Origin of the sequence: Rhodopseudomonas palustris (genome assembly GCF_013415845.1) — a bacterium.
In the GTDB taxonomy this organism is placed as follows: Bacteria; Pseudomonadota; Alphaproteobacteria; order Rhizobiales; family Xanthobacteraceae; genus Rhodopseudomonas; species Rhodopseudomonas palustris_F.
The window spans coordinates 4476067-4491819 of record NZ_CP058907.1 but is presented as its reverse complement, the minus strand read 5'-3'; the positions used below and the strand labels follow the sequence as shown (position 1 = coordinate 4491819).

The window sequence follows — 15753 nt, the reverse complement described above, 5'->3', positions numbered from 1 at the left end:
CGGTTGTTTGTGTTGAGGCGCCGCGGCTCAAAGCAGACGCGGCGCACGCTTCTCAGAGTTGCACAGCTGCGGCTCAGCCGCCGCTGCGCTGGGCTAGGTGCTCAGCTCACCACCCGGCCCATTCCGGCTTGCGCGGCAGGTCGACGGTCTTGACCTTCTCGAGCTTGATGGTGCCCTTGGCGATCAGGTCCTTGAGGTCGCCGTCGGTCGGGCCCGACACCTTGGCGCGGTAGAGGTCGATCTTCATGGTGCCGCGGTGGTCCTTGGCGGTCCAGGTCGACGGGTTGCAGACGCCTTCCATGCCGGCCGGCACCCAGTCGGCCTTCTGATAGAAGCCCTTGGCGACGTTCTCACCGGTGGCGCCGCCGTTCTTCGCCGCCCACTCGATCGCCTCCTTCATGTACAGCGCCGAACAGACTGCTGCGACGTAGTGCACCGGGCGATAGACGTTGCCGGACGGATCGGAGATCTTCGAGATTTCCTCCACCGTCTTCATGCCGGGTGCCTTGCCGCCCCAGGCCACGGCTGTGCGCAGCGGGAAGATCACGCCGTCGGCGGCATCGCCGGCGGTCTTGGCGGCGTTCTCGTCCATGCCCCAGACGTTACTCATGAACTGGACGTCGACGCCGGCCGCCTTGCAGGCCTTCATCACCGAGATGTTCGACGCCGCGGTGTTGCCGAGGTAGGCGTAGTTGGCGCCTGAGCTCTTCAGCGACAGGCACTGCGCCGAGTAGTCGCCGGGCGCCAGCGCGAACACCAGCGGCGGTAGCACTTCAAAGCCGAGCTCCTTGGCTATCGCTTCGCCGGCGGCTTTCGGGGCGTTGGGGTAGGGATGGTTCGCGCCCATGTGGACGAATTTCGGCGCACCGGACTTGCCCTTGGCCTTCCAGTCTTCCGCCGCCCACATCAGCTCGGCGCGTAGCGCGTCGGAATAGGACGGGCCGTAGAAGAAGTTGTAGGGGGCGGGCTTGGCCTTGCCGCTGGTGCCTTCGGGGTCGGTCAGCGCGGCTGCGTAGGAGCCGGAGAGGTCGGGGATTTTGTCGTTGGCGAGGAAGCCGGTCAGCGCCTCCGTGTCGGCGGTGCCCCAGCCCATGATCGCCGCGACCTTGTCTCCACCCGACCACTTCTTGTACAGCGCGATCGCGCGCGGCACCTGGTAGCCGTAGTCGTTTGTGTCGACGTTGAGCTGCTTGCCGGCGACGCCGCCGTTCTTGTTGACCCAGGCGAAGGTGTCGGCGACCGCCTGGCCGTAGGGCGTGCCGACGTCCGAGGTGCCGCCCGAATAGTCGGCGAGATGGCCGATCGCGATCTGCGCCTGCGCGGTCGCGGAGGTGCCGGCGATCACCAGCGCCAGCGCGGCGCTGCTGAGCAGAGATTTCATCGTCATGGTGTTCTCCTCCAGTATCGTTTTTATTGCCGTCTTGTGGTCCATCCGTTCACGTGCTCAATGCGAGAACGGATAGAGTTTCCAATACGCCTTGATCTGCCGCCAGCGGTGCGCCAGCCCATCGGGCTCGAACACCAGGAACAGGATGATGATCAGGCCGATCGCGATTTCGCGCAGGAAGGTCAGGTTGTTGTTCAGCTCCAGCGCGCGATCGATTGCGCTGCCTTTCAGGCCACTGCTGAGCCATTCCATCGTCTCCGGCAGCAGCACCACGAAGGCAGTACCCATCAGCGTGCCCGAGATCGAGCCGATGCCGCCGATGATGATCATCGCCAGGAACAGGATCGAACGCTCGATGCCGAAGCCCTCGTTGGAGACGACGAGCTGGTAATGCGCGTACAGCGCGCCGGCGATGCCGGCAAAGAACGCCGCGAGCGCAAACGAAAGCGTCCGATATTTCGTGAGGTTGATCCCCATGATCTCGGCCGAGAGATAATGATCGCGCACCGCCACCAGGGCGCGGCCGTCGCGGGTGCGCATCAGGTTGGTGACCAGGATGTAGCTGACCAGCAGATACGCCAGCACGACGTAGAAATACTGCTTGTCGCCCTGCAGGACGTACCCGAACAGCGAGAACGGATTGGCCATCGCCGGCACCGAGCCGCCTGAGAACCATTCGGCGCGCGAGAAAAAGTCGATCAGGATGTACTGCGCTGCCAGCGTGGCGATCACGAGATACAGACCTTTCAGCCGCGCCGCCGGCACGCCGAACACCAGCCCGACCAGCGCGGTGACCAGCCCGGCGAGCGGAATCGCGAAGAACACCGGGATCGGGAAGTGGTTGTTCAGATAGGCCGAGGTGTAGGCGCCGAGCAGGAAGAACGCGGCGTGGCCGATCGAGATCTGGCCGGTGAAGCCGACCAGGATGTTCAGCCCGAGCGCGGCGATACCGAAGATCCCGATCTGGATCAGGATGGTCAGCCAATAGCCCGACAGCACCAGCGGCGCGAAGCACACCAGCACGATGCCGAGGATCGCCGCGTTGCGGCTGGTCCGGGTCGGGAAGATCGTGGTGTCGGCGGCGTAGGAGGTGCGGAAATCGCCGGCGGGGATCAGGGAAGCATTCGCCATGGCGCTATCGACGCCCTCTCTGGGATAAAATCATCGTCATGCGCCATCTCTCTCTTTGGGCATGATCGTTCCGGAAAACCGGTGTCCACTTTTCCGCGATCATGCCTAGATCCGCTCGATGTCCTTGGTGCCGAACAGGCCGTAGGGCTTGATCATCAGGATGATGATCAGCACGTAGAACGGCGCGATTTCGTAGAGATTGCCCCAGTGCAGATATTCGCTGTCGACGTACTGGGCGATGTTCTCCAAAAGGCCGATGATGATGCCGCCGAGCACTGCGCCGCCGATCGAGTCGAGGCCGCCGAGGATCGCGGCCGGAAACACCTTGATGCCGTAGGCCGACAGCCCCGACGACACGCCGTTGACCACAGCGACGACGACGCCGGCGACCGCCGAAACGGTGGCCGAGATCGCCCAGGCCATCGCGAATACGCTCTTCACCGAGATGCCGAGCGACTGCGCCACCTGCTGGTTGAACGCGGTGGCGCGCATCGCGAGGCCGTATTTCGACACCCTGAAGAACCACGCCATGCCGATCATCATCGCGACCGAGACGACCAGGCTCATCACATAGACGGTCTGGATCTGCAGGCCGCCGATCGAGATCGATTGGGTGGTGAAGATCTGGGGGAACGGCTGCGGATTGACGCCGAAGATCCACTTCAACGCCGCCTGGAACACGGTCGACAGCGCGATCGTCACCATGATCACCGAGATGATCGGCTCGCCGATCATCGGCCGCAGCACGATGATCTGCACCGCGATGCCGAAGATGAACATGAACACCAGCGTGATCGGCATGCCGACCCAGAACGGCAGCTGATATTTCGCCAGCAGCGTCCAGCACACCCAGGCGCCGATCAGCAGCAGTTCGCCTTGGGCGAAGTTGACGACCTGCGTCGCCTTGTAGATCAGCACGAAACTCATCGCGACCACGCCGTACAGCGTGCCGACCACGAGGCCGTTGACGAGAAGCTGGATCAGGAGATGTGAGTTCATCTTGATTCCCACTTCGTCATTGCCGGGCTTGACCCGGCAATCCATCCTCTTCGGATGATGGATACGCGGGGCAAGCCCGCGTATGACGCCTTCATGAATTGCGTAGCAGTGCTCATTCCGCGGCCTCCGCACGCGCGTGGCCGGCGCCGAGGTCGACCACCCTCAGCGTGGTGCGGATCCGCTGGGTGGTTCCGTCTTGGAACTTGATGGTGGTATCGACCGGGATGTCGCTACGTCCACTATAGATGCCGTCGATGATGTCGCCGTACTTCTCGTTGATCACCGAGCGGCGGACCTTGCGGGTACGGGTCAGCTCGCCGTCGTCGGCGTCGAGCTCCTTGTAGAGCAGCAGGAAGCGGCTGATGCGCTGGGCCGGTGGCAGGGTGACGTTGACGGTCTCGACCTCGCGGCGCAGCAGCTCGTAGACTTCGGGGCGGGAGGCGAGGTCCGAATAGGTGGTGAAGGCGATCCGTTTCTTCTCCGCCCATTTCGAGATGATCGAGTAGCGGATGCAGATCATCGCCGCGAGCATGTCGCGGCCGGCGCCGAGGATCACCGCTTCGGCGACGTAGGGTGAGAACTTCAGCTTGTTCTCGATGTATTGCGGCGAGAACCGTTCGCCGTGCGACAGCTCGGCAAGGTCCTTGATGCGGTCGATGATGACGAGCTGGCCGGCGCCGTTGAAATAGCCGGCGTCGCCGGAATGCATCCAGCCGTCCTTGATGTCGGCAGTCGAGGCTTCCGGGTTCTTGTAGTAGCCGAGGAACATGTTGGGGTGGCGCACCACCACTTCGCCGATGCCCTGGACGTCCGGGTTCAGGACCTTGATCTCGATCTCGGCGCCCATCGGCACGCCGGTCGTGTCGGGATCGACCGCGTCCGGCTTGTGCAGCGTGTAGGCGCCGAGCAGTTCGGTCTGCCCGTACAGCGTGCGTAGCGGCACGCCCATGGCGCGGAAGAAGCGGAAGGTGTCCGGGCCGAGCGCGGCGCCGCCGGTTGCGGCCGAGCGCAGCCGCGTGAAGCCGAGCCGGTCGCGCAGCGCGCGGAACAGCACCGCGTCGGCGAACGCCGAGTGCTGGCCCTGGTCGAGCGCAGCCAGCCCGGCCTTCATGCCGGCGTTGTAAAGTCGCTGCTTCAGCGGCGAGGCGTCCATCACCCGGGCGCGGACGTCGGCGGCGATGCCTTCCCAGACCCTTGGCGCGAACAGCACGAAGGTCGGCGCGATCTCGCGGAAGTCGTTCATCATCGTGTCGGGCTCTTCGACGAAGTTGACCTTCATCCGGCACAGCAGCCCTTTGCCGAGTGCGTAGACCTGCTCCATGATCCAGGGCAGCGGCAGCACCGAGACGTATTCGTCGTCCGGCCCCTTCGGATCGAACGACAGATACGTCGCGCAGTGTTTCAGCACGCGCCCGGACGCCAGCATCGCCAGCTTGGGGTGCGCCGTGGTGCCCGAGGTGGTGCACAGGATGGCGACGTCTTCGCCCTGCGTCGCGTCGACCAGCCGGTCGTACAGACCCGGTTCGCGGCTGGCGCGATCGCGGCCCAGCTTGGCGAGTTGATCGGCCGGTAAGAGGCGCGGATCGTCGTACTTCCGCATCCCGCGTGGATCGGAATAGACGATGTGCTTCAGATGCGGCGCGCGGTCGGCGAGGCCGAGTAGCTTGTCGACCTGCTCCTCGTCCTCGGCGAACACCAGCTTGGCCTCGCCGTAATTGAGCAGATAGTCGGCCTCCTCATCGAGCACGTCGCGGTACAGCCCGAGGCTCAGGCCCCCAATCGCATGGGTGGCGATCTCGGCCGAAACCCAGTCAGGCCGGTTGTCGCCGATGATGCCGATCACGTCGCCGCGCTTGAGCCCGAGTTCGACCATGCCGAGGGCGAAGTCGTGCACGCGGGCCTGATAGTCGGCCCAGGTGAACACCCGCCACAGCCCGAGATCTTTCTCGCGCAGCGCGATCTCGGTCCCGAATTCCTTTGCATTGAGCCGGAGCAGCTTGGGGAAGGTGTCGGCTGCCGCGACGCGGCCGGCATAGTCCATCATGCCACGCGCTCCGCCGCCGTCGGATGGTCCGGCGCGTCGTCGGGGTCGACCAGCACCTCGTCCTCTTCGCCGAGATAAGCGCGCCTGACGTGGGGATCGGCCAGCACCTCGGCCGGCTCGCCCTCGGCGATCTTGCGGCCAAAATCCAGCACGACGACGCGGTTGGAGATGTCCATCACCACGCCCATGTCGTGCTCGATCATCACCACCGTCATGCCGAACTCTTCGTTGAGGTCGACGATGTAGCGGGCCATGTCCTCCTTCTCTTCGAAGTTCATGCCGGCCATCGGCTCGTCGAGCAGGATCAGCGTCGGCTCCAGCGCCATCGCGCGGGCGAGTTCGACGCGTTTGCGCAGGCCGTAGGACAGGGTGCCGGCGGTTGCCTTGCGCACCGTCTGCAGGTCGAGGAAATCGATGATCTCCTCCACCTTCTCGCGGTGGGCCAGCTCTTCGCGCCGGGCGCCGAACCAGTACAGCGCGCCGGTCAGGAAGTTGTTTTTGAGCAGGTGGTGGCGCCCGACCATGATGTTGTCGAGCACGCTCATATGGTGAAACAGCGCGAGATTCTGGAAGGTGCGGCCGATACCGAGGGACGCGCGGGCGTTCGGCTTCAGGCCGGTGATGTCGCGGCCGTGATAGAACAATTGGCCTTCGCTCGGCTGGTAACGGCCGGAAATGCAATTGACCACGGAGGTCTTGCCGGCGCCGTTCGGTCCAATGATCGAAAACAGCTCACCGTGATTCACGGCAAAACTCACCTCGCTCAGCGCGCGGACGCCGCCGAAGCGCAAGGAGACATTGCGCACTTCCAATGCGTGTTCCAAGCCCGATTTCCTCCCCGACACCGGCCGGCGCGTTGCTCGCGCCTGATCCTCATGCCGCAGCATTCTTTTGAGCCGCCTTCTGAGAGGCGTTGCTGTCATTTTGCCGAAACGTAGCTTAGCTGACCACCCGACGATATTCGACTATTTGAGTTTGGGAAGAGAGACTTGACGCAAGCCTCTGCGTAATCCCGCCTATCGTTACCGCTGACGCAGGCATCTGCTCGGCAAGGCGACCCGATGCCGCAGCGGCCATGCTGTTATCGCAATGCAACAAACACGGCTTAGCGGCGGCGCCAGATCGTTGCCGTGGCGTCGCCGATCGGGAGTGCGTAGCTGGTCCCGCGCTGGTAGCGGGTCTGATCGGCCATCGCATCGACGATGCCGACCATGTTGGCATACACCCAGCCGAAGCCGGGGCCTTCGTCGCGGCTGTGGGGTGCATCGATGATCACCACGACATCGGCGGTCGATTGCGCGATCCGCTCGCTCATCAGCGCCCGCGCTTCCTCGCGCGAGGTGACGCCGGCGATGAACGGGTCATCGACAATGGTATGGCAACGGCAGCGTTCGCGGATCACCCAGGCAAACAGCTTGCTCATGCCGAAAGTTGTGAACATCGCCACCTCGTGCGCGCCGTCGAGCTCGGCGAGATACGGGCGGATCAGCTCGAGATCGCTTGGGCCGGAGGCGTCCTGCAGCGCATAAGTTGCCGCCGCCTTTGGCATCGGCGACATCAGGTTCACTGCGAGCAGTATGGCGGCCAGCGCGGCCGCGACCGCCCCTCGCCACAGCGGTGGCAGCCAGGCACGGGTCAGCGCCAGCAGCGCACCGGCCCCAACGCCGGAGCAGATCCAAACCGAAAATACCCAGGTCGACATGAAGCGGCCTTGGTGCTGCGGATGCGCGATCACGCCGACCCAGGCCAGCAATGCGAACAGGAAAACGGCGCGGGCTCCGGGCGTCAGCCTCGGAATTGCGATTAGTCCGATTAGCGCCAGAGCGACGGCGATAGGCGCCAGCCACGGCACCAGATGGAAGCCGTCGGCGAACACGCGCCAATAGAACTGGAGGCCGAGGGAGAGGCTGTGGTTTGGATCGGGATTGTTGGCGGGGCTGACGAACCAGAGGAATTTTGACAGTCGGTGCGGCAGCAGAAACGAGATCGCGATCGGCGTCAGGTGCCAATACAGTAGCGCCCGCCCGGGGGTGCCGAGGGTGTGGTCGATCGCGGCGCGGTGCCGCAACCAGGTGAACGTCCACCACAGGAACACCAGCGCGTAGGCGGCCGTCGTCAGGTTTTCCGGCGGATACAGCGACACCGATTGGCCGAACAGTTCCAGCGCGGTCGGCCCGTGCGCATAGATCGCCGCGACCAGGCCCGCCACCAGCGCAGCGAGGATCAAGAACGGCGAGCCGGTGGTTGCCTTCAGCACCGCCTTCAGACGTGTCGCCGCCCAGATCTGCCGCAGCGTTCGGGCGATCGGCGCCCAGTGTTCGGTGGCGTAGGCGATCGCCAGCGGCGCGATCAGCAGCCCCCAATAATTGCCCTTGTGGAAGAACAACGCGGTCAGGATCAGCGCCAGCAGCCGCCAGCGTCCCGCCGCATCCGGCTTGGCTTCGGCGCGCAGATAGGCCCACAGCCCGGCAGCCGACAGGCCGGCGCCGAGCCCTTCCAGCATCACGTCGGCGCTGACCAGGAGGAAGGCCGGGCTTGCGGCGGTGAAGATCACCGCCACCGCGGCGGCGAGCAGGCCGCTGCAGCGGTCGACGAACAGCCGTCGCGCGATCAACCAGACAAAGGCAATCGTCATCACCCAGCCGATCAGGCTGGGAACGATTCCGAGGCGGTGATCGATGCCGCCCAGCAGCAACACGGCGCTCAGCACCAACCCATGAAACGGCGGCCAGACCTTGGCCTTCTCGAGTTCGCCGAAGAACCACGCGGGATCGAAGGTGCGGACCGCCAGCGCTAGATCGAGCCCGAAGCTGTAGTGCGAATTGCGGTCGTGGTGGAAGCCCCGCCACAAGAGGTCGGGCGCATGATAGTAGCCGGCGAGCATGATGCCGGCGACGCCGATTGCGGCGGCGAGCACGATCAGGAATGCCGCAATGTCCAGCCAGTTGCGGGGCGCCTCGCGCGCCTTGCCAATAGCCGGAGGTACCGCGGGTATCGGACGCGGCGCGATCACCGGAGTGCCAGTTGTTTCGCCGTCCTGCCGTCCAACATCGACCATCGAGATCCCCAGCGATCGCGACCATCCCTGATGCCCGGCCGCTCCGATCACCCGATAGCATGCCTGCGACGGCCGCGATAAGACGAGGTGTTTCTCGATCTTTCTACTGGCGCCGGAAAAAGCTAGGTGCCGGTCCGATCGGCCGTGTACAGCCGCGAGAATACCATGCCGATGAAGATCGAGATCATGGCGGCGCTGAAGGCGTTCATCGAGAACAGGCCGGCATATTCGGCCGGCTGGTAGCTGTGCGGCGGCGGCGCGTAGCGATCGTGCAGGAAGAGGTAGGCTGCGACCGGCAGTCCGGCCAGCGGCAGCATCAGCAGGCGTTCGCTGGGACGAAACAGCACGCTGGCAAGCATCGCACACGGCAGCAGAAACAGTTCGACGCCGGAGGGCACGCCGAGCAGCCAGGCGCAGAACATCGTGTTGCCGGTCGCGATCAGGGACAGCGTCACCCGCCCGAGCCGCGATTGGACTCGCGCCAGCGCCGGCACCGCAAGGAAGCAAGGAAATGACAGCAGCGTCAGCAGCAGCCACGGCATCCCGCCGGTGCCGCCGACGAACGCGACATACAGCGGATAGAACGGCCCGTTGCCGGCCAGAACCAGCGCCACCAGGTTGCCAGTGGCGGCGAGGGGATCGGGATTCTCGGCGTAAGCGCGAAACCAGTCGGCGGCGCGGAGCAGGGCAGGTGGCAGCATCGGGCTCAGGAGCAATCAGCGGTTGGGCCGAAATGGTAGCCCGGAACCTGACCCTCAGGGAAGCGTCAGTGCTGTGCGCAGTGCGCCCCCCAGGGTCTCACGCCGCGGGGACCTTCCCGTCCGTCAAGGTCGCCCCTGCTTTGCCGAAATTGAGCCGCTCGGGCTCACACCTCCAGCCATTCCTTGCGGATGGCGGCGTTGGCCTTGAGGTCGTCGGGGGTGCCTTCGAACACGATCTTGCCGTGGCCCATCACATAGACCCGGTGCGAGATCCGCATTGCGATCGACAGCTTCTGCTCGACCAGCAGGATGGCGACGCCGCGGCGGGCGATTTCCGCGATGAGGTCGCCGACCTGCTGCACTATGATCGGCGCCAGCCCTTCGGTCGGCTCGTCGATCATCACCAGTTCGGGATCACCCATCAGCGTCCGGCAGATCGTCAGCATCTGCTTCTCGCCGCCGGACAGCACGCCGGCCGGGGTGTCGGCACGGGCCTTGAGGTTGGAGAACATGTCGAGCATGTCTTCCAGTCGCCATTTGCCCGGATTGCGTGGGTTCTTGACGCCGAGCATCAGGTTCTGCCGAACCGTCAATCCCGGGAAGATGTCACGATGCTCGGGCACGTAGCCGAGCCCGAGATGCGCGATCTTGTAGCTCGGCAGCCCGGCGATGTTCTTGCCCTTGAACAGGATGCTGCCGTGCGGCGGCACCTCGCCCATGATCGCCTTGACGGTGGTTGAGCGGCCGACGCCGTTGCGGCCAAGCAGGCTGACCACCTCGCCGGCGTCGATATGCATGTCGACGCCCTGCAGGATGTGGCTCTTGCCGTAATAGGCGTGCAGATCCTTGACCTCGAGCATCATCAGGCAGCCTCCTCGCCGAGATAGGCTTCCTTAACCTTCGGATTGCCGCGGATCTCATCCGGCGTCCCCGAAGCGATGATCTGGCCATAGACCAGCACCGAGATGCGGTCGGCGAGGCCGAACACCACGCTCATGTCGTGCTCAACGATCAGCAGTGTGCGGCCCTCGGTGAGGCGGCGGATCAGCGTCACCGCGCGTTCGGTCTCGGCATGGCTCATGCCCGCGGTCGGCTCGTCGAGCAGGATTACATTGGCGCCGCCCGCGATGGTGATGCCGATCTCGAGCGCGCGCTGCTCGGCATAGGTGAGAAGCCCCGCCGGCACGTCACGGCGCGAGGTGAGGTGGATGTCTTCCAGGATCTGCGCGGTGCGCTCGCGCACCTCGGGCAGATTGTCGACGTTCTTCCAGAACGCGTAACGATGCCCGGTCGCCCACAGCACGGCACAGCGCAGATTCTCCCACACCGTCATGTTGGCGAACACGTTGGTGACCTGGAACGAGCGCGACAGCCCGCGGCGGTTGATCTGGAACGGCTTCATGCCGGCGATTTCCTCGCCGCGCAGCAGGATGCTGCCGGTGGTCGGGCGCATATAGCCGCTGATCAAGTTGAAGGTGGTAGATTTGCCGGCGCCGTTGGGGCCGATCAGTGCGTGGCGTTCGCCCTGCGCGATCGTCAGATTGATGTTCTGGATCACCTTGGTGATGCCGAAGCTCTTTTCGACTCCACGGAGTTCGATCGCGGTGCTCATAGGGCGTGAACCTTGGCGCGGGCGGCGGTCAGCGTGGTGTCCCAGGTCTGGGCGACCCGGCTCCAGGCCATCTTGGCGAGAATGAAGCCGCCGATGATCAGCACCGCCGAAGCCACCCAGGTCAGCGGGCTAGCGGCGTTGAACGGAATACCGAACGCGACCCGGTTCGGATCCTCGTGCGGGTTGACGGTGTAGTGCACCGTGGTTTCGATCATCAGCATCAGGCCGAGACACAGCGCCAGGGTCGGAAGAGCAGCCATCACATAGCTCGGCAGCATCCGCGTCAGCATTCCGGCGCGCAGCAGCGGCCGATGCATCATCATGATGCCGGTGATGCCGCCCGGTGCGAACAGCACGACGATGATGAAGAACAGGCCGAAATAGAGCTGCCAGACCTGGGTCAGGTCGCTCAGCACCAGTGACAGCACGGTGACAAAGATGGCTCCGACGATCGGGCCGATGAAGAAGCCGATGCCGCCGATATAGGCCGCGAACAGCACCGTGCCGGACTGCACCGCGCCGAGATAGGCCGAGTTGGCGATCTCGAAATTGATCGCGGCGAGCGCACCGGCGATGCCGGCGAAGAAGCCCGAGAAGCAGAACGCCAGATAGCGCACCACGTGCGGATCGTAGCCGACGAACTGCACCCGCTCCGGATTGTCGCGGACGGCGTTGCACATCCGCCCCAGCGGGGTCCGGGTCAGCGCATACATCGCGATGATGGCGATCAGGGTCCAAGCGGCGACCAGATAGTAGATCTGGATCTGCGGGCCGAACGATAGGCCGAACACCTTGAACAGCTTGGTGCGGTTCGCCGAGATACCGGCCTCGCCGCCGAAGAAGCTGCGCAGGATCAGGGCCGAGGAGGCGACCAACTCGGCGAGGCCGAGCGAAATCATCGCGAATGCGGTGCCGGAGCGCTGGGTCATCACCCAGCCGATCAAGGCGGCGAAGAACAAGCCGGCGAAGCCGCCGATCAGAGGCACAAACGGCAGCGGGATCGGCCATTTGTTGAAGCCGAGGATATTGATCGTGTGGATCGCGAGGAAGCCGCCGAGGCCGTAATACACCGCGTGGCCGAACGACAGCATGCCGGTCTGGCCGAGCAGGATGTTGTAGGACAGCGCGAAGATGATCGAGATGCCGACCAGGCTGAACGTCGTCAGCGAGCCGCCGGAAGCGAACAGCTTCGGCAACAGCAGCAGCACCAGCGCGGTGGCGATCCAGAGTCCGTAGAACTTGGCACGGTCGGACAGCGTCGGCCGGGGCGGCGCGACGCTGGAGGCGAGGTCGGTCATGTTTCGCGGGTTCCCAACAGCCCCATCGGCCGGAAGATCAGGATGAGCACGAGCAGCAGATACGGCATGATCGGTGCGATCTGAGCGATGGTCACGTTCCAGATGTCGTTGAGCCAGGAGGCGGCGAGATCGGGACCGAGCGGACCGAACAGCGTTGCGGGCGAAGCGTTGATCGACACCGCGAAGGTCTGCAGCAGCCCGATCAGCAGCGAGGCGATGAAGGCGCCGGGCAGCGAGCCGAGGCCGCCGACCACCACGACGACGAACAGGATCGGCCCGAGCAGCGAAGCCATGTTGGACTGCGTCACCAGCGACGGGCCCGCGATCACGCCGGCAACGGCGGCCAGCGCAGTGCCGACGCCGAACACCAGCATGAAGATCCGTTCGACGTTATGGCCGAGATGCGCGACCATGTGTGGGTGGGTCAGCGCCGCCTGAACGATCAGGCCGATCCGGGTCTTCTTCAGCACCACCAGGAGGCCGATGAAGATCACCACCGACACTGCCAGCATGAACATCTTGTAGGCGGGGTAATTGGTGGAGAATATCGTGAACGCCGGGAAGTCGAGCAGGGCCGGGGTGCGGTAATCGACCGGAACCTTGCCCCAGATGATCGACACCACCTCTTCGATCGCGAAGGCGAGCCCGAAGGTGAACAGCAGTTCGGCGACATGGCCGTTGCGGTGGACGCGGCGCAGGCCGAAGCGTTCGACCGCTGCGCCGATCGCGCCGGCGAGCAGCGGCGCGATCAGCAGCGCCGGCCAGAACCCTGTCCAGCGGCTGATCTGATAGCCGAAGAAGGCGCCGAGCATATAGAAGCTGGCATGAGCGAAGTTCAGCACGCCGAGCATGCTGAAGATGACGGTGAGCCCGCTCGCCATCAAGAACAGCAGCATTCCGTACAGAACGCCATTGAGGGTGGAAATGACGATCAGCTCGAGCATGATGGGGTTAGGCCGCCTGACGATGTGAGGTCGTCATGGCCGGGCTTGTCCCGGCCATCCACGTCTGTTGTGTTTTCACGCCGAAGGCGTGAATGCCCGGCACGAGGCCGGGCATGACGGTGCGAGGCTTACGGCCGGTCCATCTTGCAAGTGGTCGGCAGCATGGTCTGGGCGGTGTCGATCTTTGCGACCTGCTTCCAGCCCCAGCCGGTCTTTTCTTCATCGAACTGGCCGGCCGGAATGTCGCCGAACGACGAGATGTAGATCGGCTGGAAGAACTGGTGGTCGTCCTTCCGCATGATGCCTTCGCCGCCGTCGAGCACTTCGAACTTCATGTCTTCGAGCGCCTGAGCGACCTTCACCGGGTCCAGCGACTTGGCCTTTTCAGCCGCGGCCGCGAACATCCGCATCTCGTTCACAGCGCGCGGATACCACAGACTCAGGTCGACCTTGGCGCGGAACGCCTTCTCGAAGTCCTGCGACTGCTTGTGGTCGACGTTGGCGAAGCCTTCGGTGATCTGGAACACCTGATGGTTGAGGCCGGTCTGCTTGATCGCAGTCGGGCCACCGGCGCCGCCGGCGTAGTAGGTGTACCAGCTGACCTTAAGGCCAGCGTCGGCGGCCGCCTTCAGCAGCAGCGCGATGTCCTGGCCCCAGTTGCCGGTGACGACGGTGTCGGCGCCGGACGCCTTGATCTTGGCGACGTAGGGGGCGAAGTCGCTGATCTTCAGCAGCGGATGCAGTTCGTCGCCGACGATCTCGATGTCCGGACGCTTCTTGCCCAGCATCGCCCGGGCCTGGGTCCGCACCGACTGACCGAAGGAATAGTCCTGGTTGATCAAATAGACCTTTTTGATCGACGGGACGTCCTTCATGTAGTTGGTGAGCGCCTCCATCTTGATGTCGGAGTTGGCGTCCCAGCGGAAGTGCCAGAAGCTGCACTTTTCGTTGGTCAGCACCGGATCGACCGCGGCGTAATTGAAGTAAAGCACTTCCTTGCCGGGGTTTCGCTCGTTGTACTTGGTGAGGAAGTCGGACAGCGCGCCGGCAACCGACGAGCCGTTGCCCTGGGTGACGTAGCGCACGCCGGCGTCGATCGCCTTCTGCGCCTGGATCAGGCTTTCCTGCGGATTGGTCTTGTTGTCGAGCGGAACGATTTCGACCTTCTTGCCGAGGATGCCGCCCTTGGCGTTGAGCTCGTCGGCCAGATACTGGAAGGTCTTGAGGCCGCCTTCGCCGACGCTGGCGCCGCCGCCGGACAGCGGATCGATGTAGCCGATCTTGACGGTCTCTTGCGCGACCGCCACCGATCCAAACATCGGCAGCGCGATTGCGACGGCTGCGAGCAGAGCTTTGCGCATATAGCAGTCCTCCCTGAAAGGTTTATTCGTTAGATTGTTGTTTCGGTGTTAGCCCAGATCACTCCTGCGTTTCAACCGCCCTTTGCTGACGATTAGTTAATATACAGCGGAGCTGTCAGCGATCGGTAGCTAGTTGCCGAGAGTTGCGTCATGCCGTCCAGAAGATGGACAGGTCTTCCTGTCTCAAATTCCGTCAAATGGAACGTCGTCTGATCGAGCGGTGGTGAGGTCTGCGACGTTTCGCGCCTCAGCCTGCCACTGTGTTGCGTGGCGTGCGTCCGCCGAGTGCGACGATCATCGCGCTGATTAGCGGCTTCATGAAGAATGCCTCATTGGCGGGGGTGATGGTCGGCGCGAAGCCGTGCGCGGCGAGTTCCTCGGTGACCACCGGACCGACCGAAGCGATCGGCGTGCGGCCCAAGCCGTCGCGCAGTCGGTCTTCACGATTGTGCGCGCGGGCCACATCGAACAGCCGTCGGACCTGACCGGAACTGGTCAGCGCCAGCGCATCGACCCGGCCTTGCGCCATCTCCTCGACGGCAGTGACGACGGTCTGTTCGGCCGCACGCGCGTCGTAGGAATAAGGTAGCACCGCATCGACGGTGGCGTCTTGCGCTTTGATGGCATTGAGCAGCGCGGCGTGGTCCCGTTCAGGATAGAGCTGAACGCCGATCCGGCGCCCGGCGAGATCATAACGTTTCAGCGTGGCGGCGACGCCCTCGGAGGTCGGTGCTTCGGCGGTCACCTGCGGCTCCAGCCCGATCTCGCGCAACGCCCGGCCTGGCTTGGGCCCGCGGATGAACGTTCGCGTCCGGCCCACGGCCGCCACGAAAGGCCGTTCGCGGTCGGTCGCTCGGGCCAGCTTGGTGAGCCGCCGCAACCCCTCGCCGGTCAGCAGCACCAGATCGTCGAACGGCGCGGCGATCAGCCGGTCGATCCAGGCCGAGACCGGAGCGGGGTCGGGCGCATCGCGGATTTCGAACATCGGGCACTGCAGGACGTCGGCGCCCTGTTCGGTCAGCAGCCGGGCGAACTGGGCCTCCTCGCGGGTCTCCAAGATCAGGATACGGGTGCCTTGGAGCCGTTCGGCCATACAGTCTCGCCCTTCGCCCATTGTCGGGGCATCTTGCGCTGGTCTCTGGGATTGGCGCAAGCGATGCGGCGATGCTACAGCAGGGCACCGCAACGAGTTCCAGCGCCGCTCGCGCTGCCGCCCAG

General features: G+C 64.3%; 13 protein-coding genes. All 13 read right to left on the bottom strand.

All coding sequences use genetic code 11. The features are described 5' to 3' along the window. Positions 1-106 precede the first annotated feature (106 nt). Positions 107-1387 (bottom strand): ABC transporter substrate-binding protein, encoded by a 1281-nt coding sequence (locus tag HZF03_RS20455; protein ID WP_011159580.1) that lies wholly within the window; start codon positions 1385-1387, stop codon positions 107-109. A gap of 57 nt (positions 1388-1444) precedes the next feature. Then, on the bottom strand, positions 1445-2518 hold the full coding sequence (locus HZF03_RS20450; RefSeq protein WP_119020057.1) for a branched-chain amino acid ABC transporter permease: 1074 nt from the start codon (positions 2516-2518) through the stop codon (positions 1445-1447). Between the two features lie 105 nt (positions 2519-2623). After that, entirely contained in the window at positions 2624-3517 is an 894-nt protein-coding gene (locus tag HZF03_RS20445; protein WP_041810626.1) for a branched-chain amino acid ABC transporter permease, read from the bottom strand. 112 nt (positions 3518-3629) lie between these two features. Next, on the bottom strand, positions 3630-5561 hold the full coding sequence (locus HZF03_RS20440; protein WP_119020058.1) for a long-chain fatty acid--CoA ligase: 1932 nt from the start codon (positions 5559-5561) through the stop codon (positions 3630-3632). Beyond that, positions 5558-6385, bottom strand: a complete 828-nt coding sequence (locus HZF03_RS20435; RefSeq protein ID WP_119020059.1) for an ABC transporter ATP-binding protein — start codon at positions 6383-6385, stop codon at positions 5558-5560. Before HZF03_RS20435 ends, HZF03_RS20440 begins: the two co-directional genes overlap by 4 nt. A 281-nt stretch (positions 6386-6666) precedes the next feature. After that, positions 6667-8619 (bottom strand): glycosyltransferase family 39 protein, encoded by a 1953-nt coding sequence (locus HZF03_RS20430; protein WP_119020060.1) that lies wholly within the window; start codon positions 8617-8619, stop codon positions 6667-6669. Positions 8620-8741: 122 nt separating this feature from the next. Next, the gene (locus HZF03_RS20425) at positions 8742-9320 is read right to left on the bottom strand and encodes a hypothetical protein (RefSeq protein ID WP_119020061.1); all 579 of its coding nucleotides are present in this window, start codon (positions 9318-9320) and stop codon (positions 8742-8744) included. A gap of 164 nt (positions 9321-9484) precedes the next feature. Beyond that, positions 9485-10180 (bottom strand): ABC transporter ATP-binding protein, encoded by a 696-nt coding sequence (locus tag HZF03_RS20420; protein WP_041810625.1) that lies wholly within the window; start codon positions 10178-10180, stop codon positions 9485-9487. A 2-nt stretch (positions 10181-10182) separates the two neighbouring features. Next, positions 10183-10932 (bottom strand): ABC transporter ATP-binding protein, encoded by a 750-nt coding sequence (locus HZF03_RS20415; RefSeq protein WP_011159572.1) that lies wholly within the window; start codon positions 10930-10932, stop codon positions 10183-10185. Then, positions 10929-12230 carry a branched-chain amino acid ABC transporter permease gene (locus HZF03_RS20410; protein WP_012497370.1) on the bottom strand — a complete coding sequence of 434 codons (1302 nt, stop codon included), beginning with the start codon at positions 12228-12230 and terminating at the stop codon, positions 10929-10931. The genes HZF03_RS20415 and HZF03_RS20410 overlap by 4 nt, the downstream gene beginning before the upstream one ends. Next, positions 12227-13174, bottom strand: coding sequence for a branched-chain amino acid ABC transporter permease (locus HZF03_RS20405; RefSeq protein ID WP_119020062.1), 948 nt, complete (start codon positions 13172-13174; stop codon positions 12227-12229). Before HZF03_RS20405 ends, HZF03_RS20410 begins: the two co-directional genes overlap by 4 nt. Positions 13175-13302: 128 nt before the next feature. Further along, positions 13303-14535, bottom strand: a complete 1233-nt coding sequence (locus HZF03_RS20400; protein ID WP_011159569.1) for a branched-chain amino acid ABC transporter substrate-binding protein — start codon at positions 14533-14535, stop codon at positions 13303-13305. Positions 14536-14782: 247 nt separating this feature from the next. Next, on the bottom strand, positions 14783-15628 hold the full coding sequence (locus tag HZF03_RS20395; RefSeq protein ID WP_119020099.1) for a uroporphyrinogen-III synthase: 846 nt from the start codon (positions 15626-15628) through the stop codon (positions 14783-14785). Between the last annotated feature and the right edge of the window lie 125 nt (positions 15629-15753).

What these genes read in the sequence shown, in the direction of transcription:
- HZF03_RS20420 (WP_041810625.1), bottom strand. Translation starts at nt 10,180, where the DNA reads ATGCTCGAGGTCAAGGATCTGCACGCCTATTACGGCAAGAGCCACATC.
- HZF03_RS20425 (WP_119020061.1), bottom strand. Translation starts at nt 9,320, where the DNA reads ATGCTGCCACCTGCCCTGCTCCGCGCCGCCGACTGGTTTCGCGCTTAC.
- HZF03_RS20405 (WP_119020062.1), bottom strand. Translation starts at nt 13,174, where the DNA reads ATGCTCGAGCTGATCGTCATTTCCACCCTCAATGGCGTTCTGTACGGA.
- HZF03_RS20445 (WP_041810626.1), bottom strand. Translation starts at nt 3,517, where the DNA reads ATGAACTCACATCTCCTGATCCAGCTTCTCGTCAACGGCCTCGTGGTC.
- HZF03_RS20415 (WP_011159572.1), bottom strand. Translation starts at nt 10,932, where the DNA reads ATGAGCACCGCGATCGAACTCCGTGGAGTCGAAAAGAGCTTCGGCATC.
- HZF03_RS20440 (WP_119020058.1), bottom strand. Translation starts at nt 5,561, where the DNA reads ATGATGGACTATGCCGGCCGCGTCGCGGCAGCCGACACCTTCCCCAAG.
- HZF03_RS20395 (WP_119020099.1), bottom strand. Translation starts at nt 15,628, where the DNA reads ATGGCCGAACGGCTCCAAGGCACCCGTATCCTGATCTTGGAGACCCGC.
- HZF03_RS20400 (WP_011159569.1), bottom strand. Translation starts at nt 14,535, where the DNA reads ATGCGCAAAGCTCTGCTCGCAGCCGTCGCAATCGCGCTGCCGATGTTT.
- HZF03_RS20450 (WP_119020057.1), bottom strand. Translation starts at nt 2,518, where the DNA reads ATGGCGAATGCTTCCCTGATCCCCGCCGGCGATTTCCGCACCTCCTAC.
- HZF03_RS20455 (WP_011159580.1), bottom strand. Translation starts at nt 1,387, where the DNA reads ATGACGATGAAATCTCTGCTCAGCAGCGCCGCGCTGGCGCTGGTGATC.
- HZF03_RS20430 (WP_119020060.1), bottom strand. Translation starts at nt 8,619, where the DNA reads ATGGTCGATGTTGGACGGCAGGACGGCGAAACAACTGGCACTCCGGTG.
- HZF03_RS20410 (WP_012497370.1), bottom strand. Translation starts at nt 12,230, where the DNA reads ATGACCGACCTCGCCTCCAGCGTCGCGCCGCCCCGGCCGACGCTGTCC.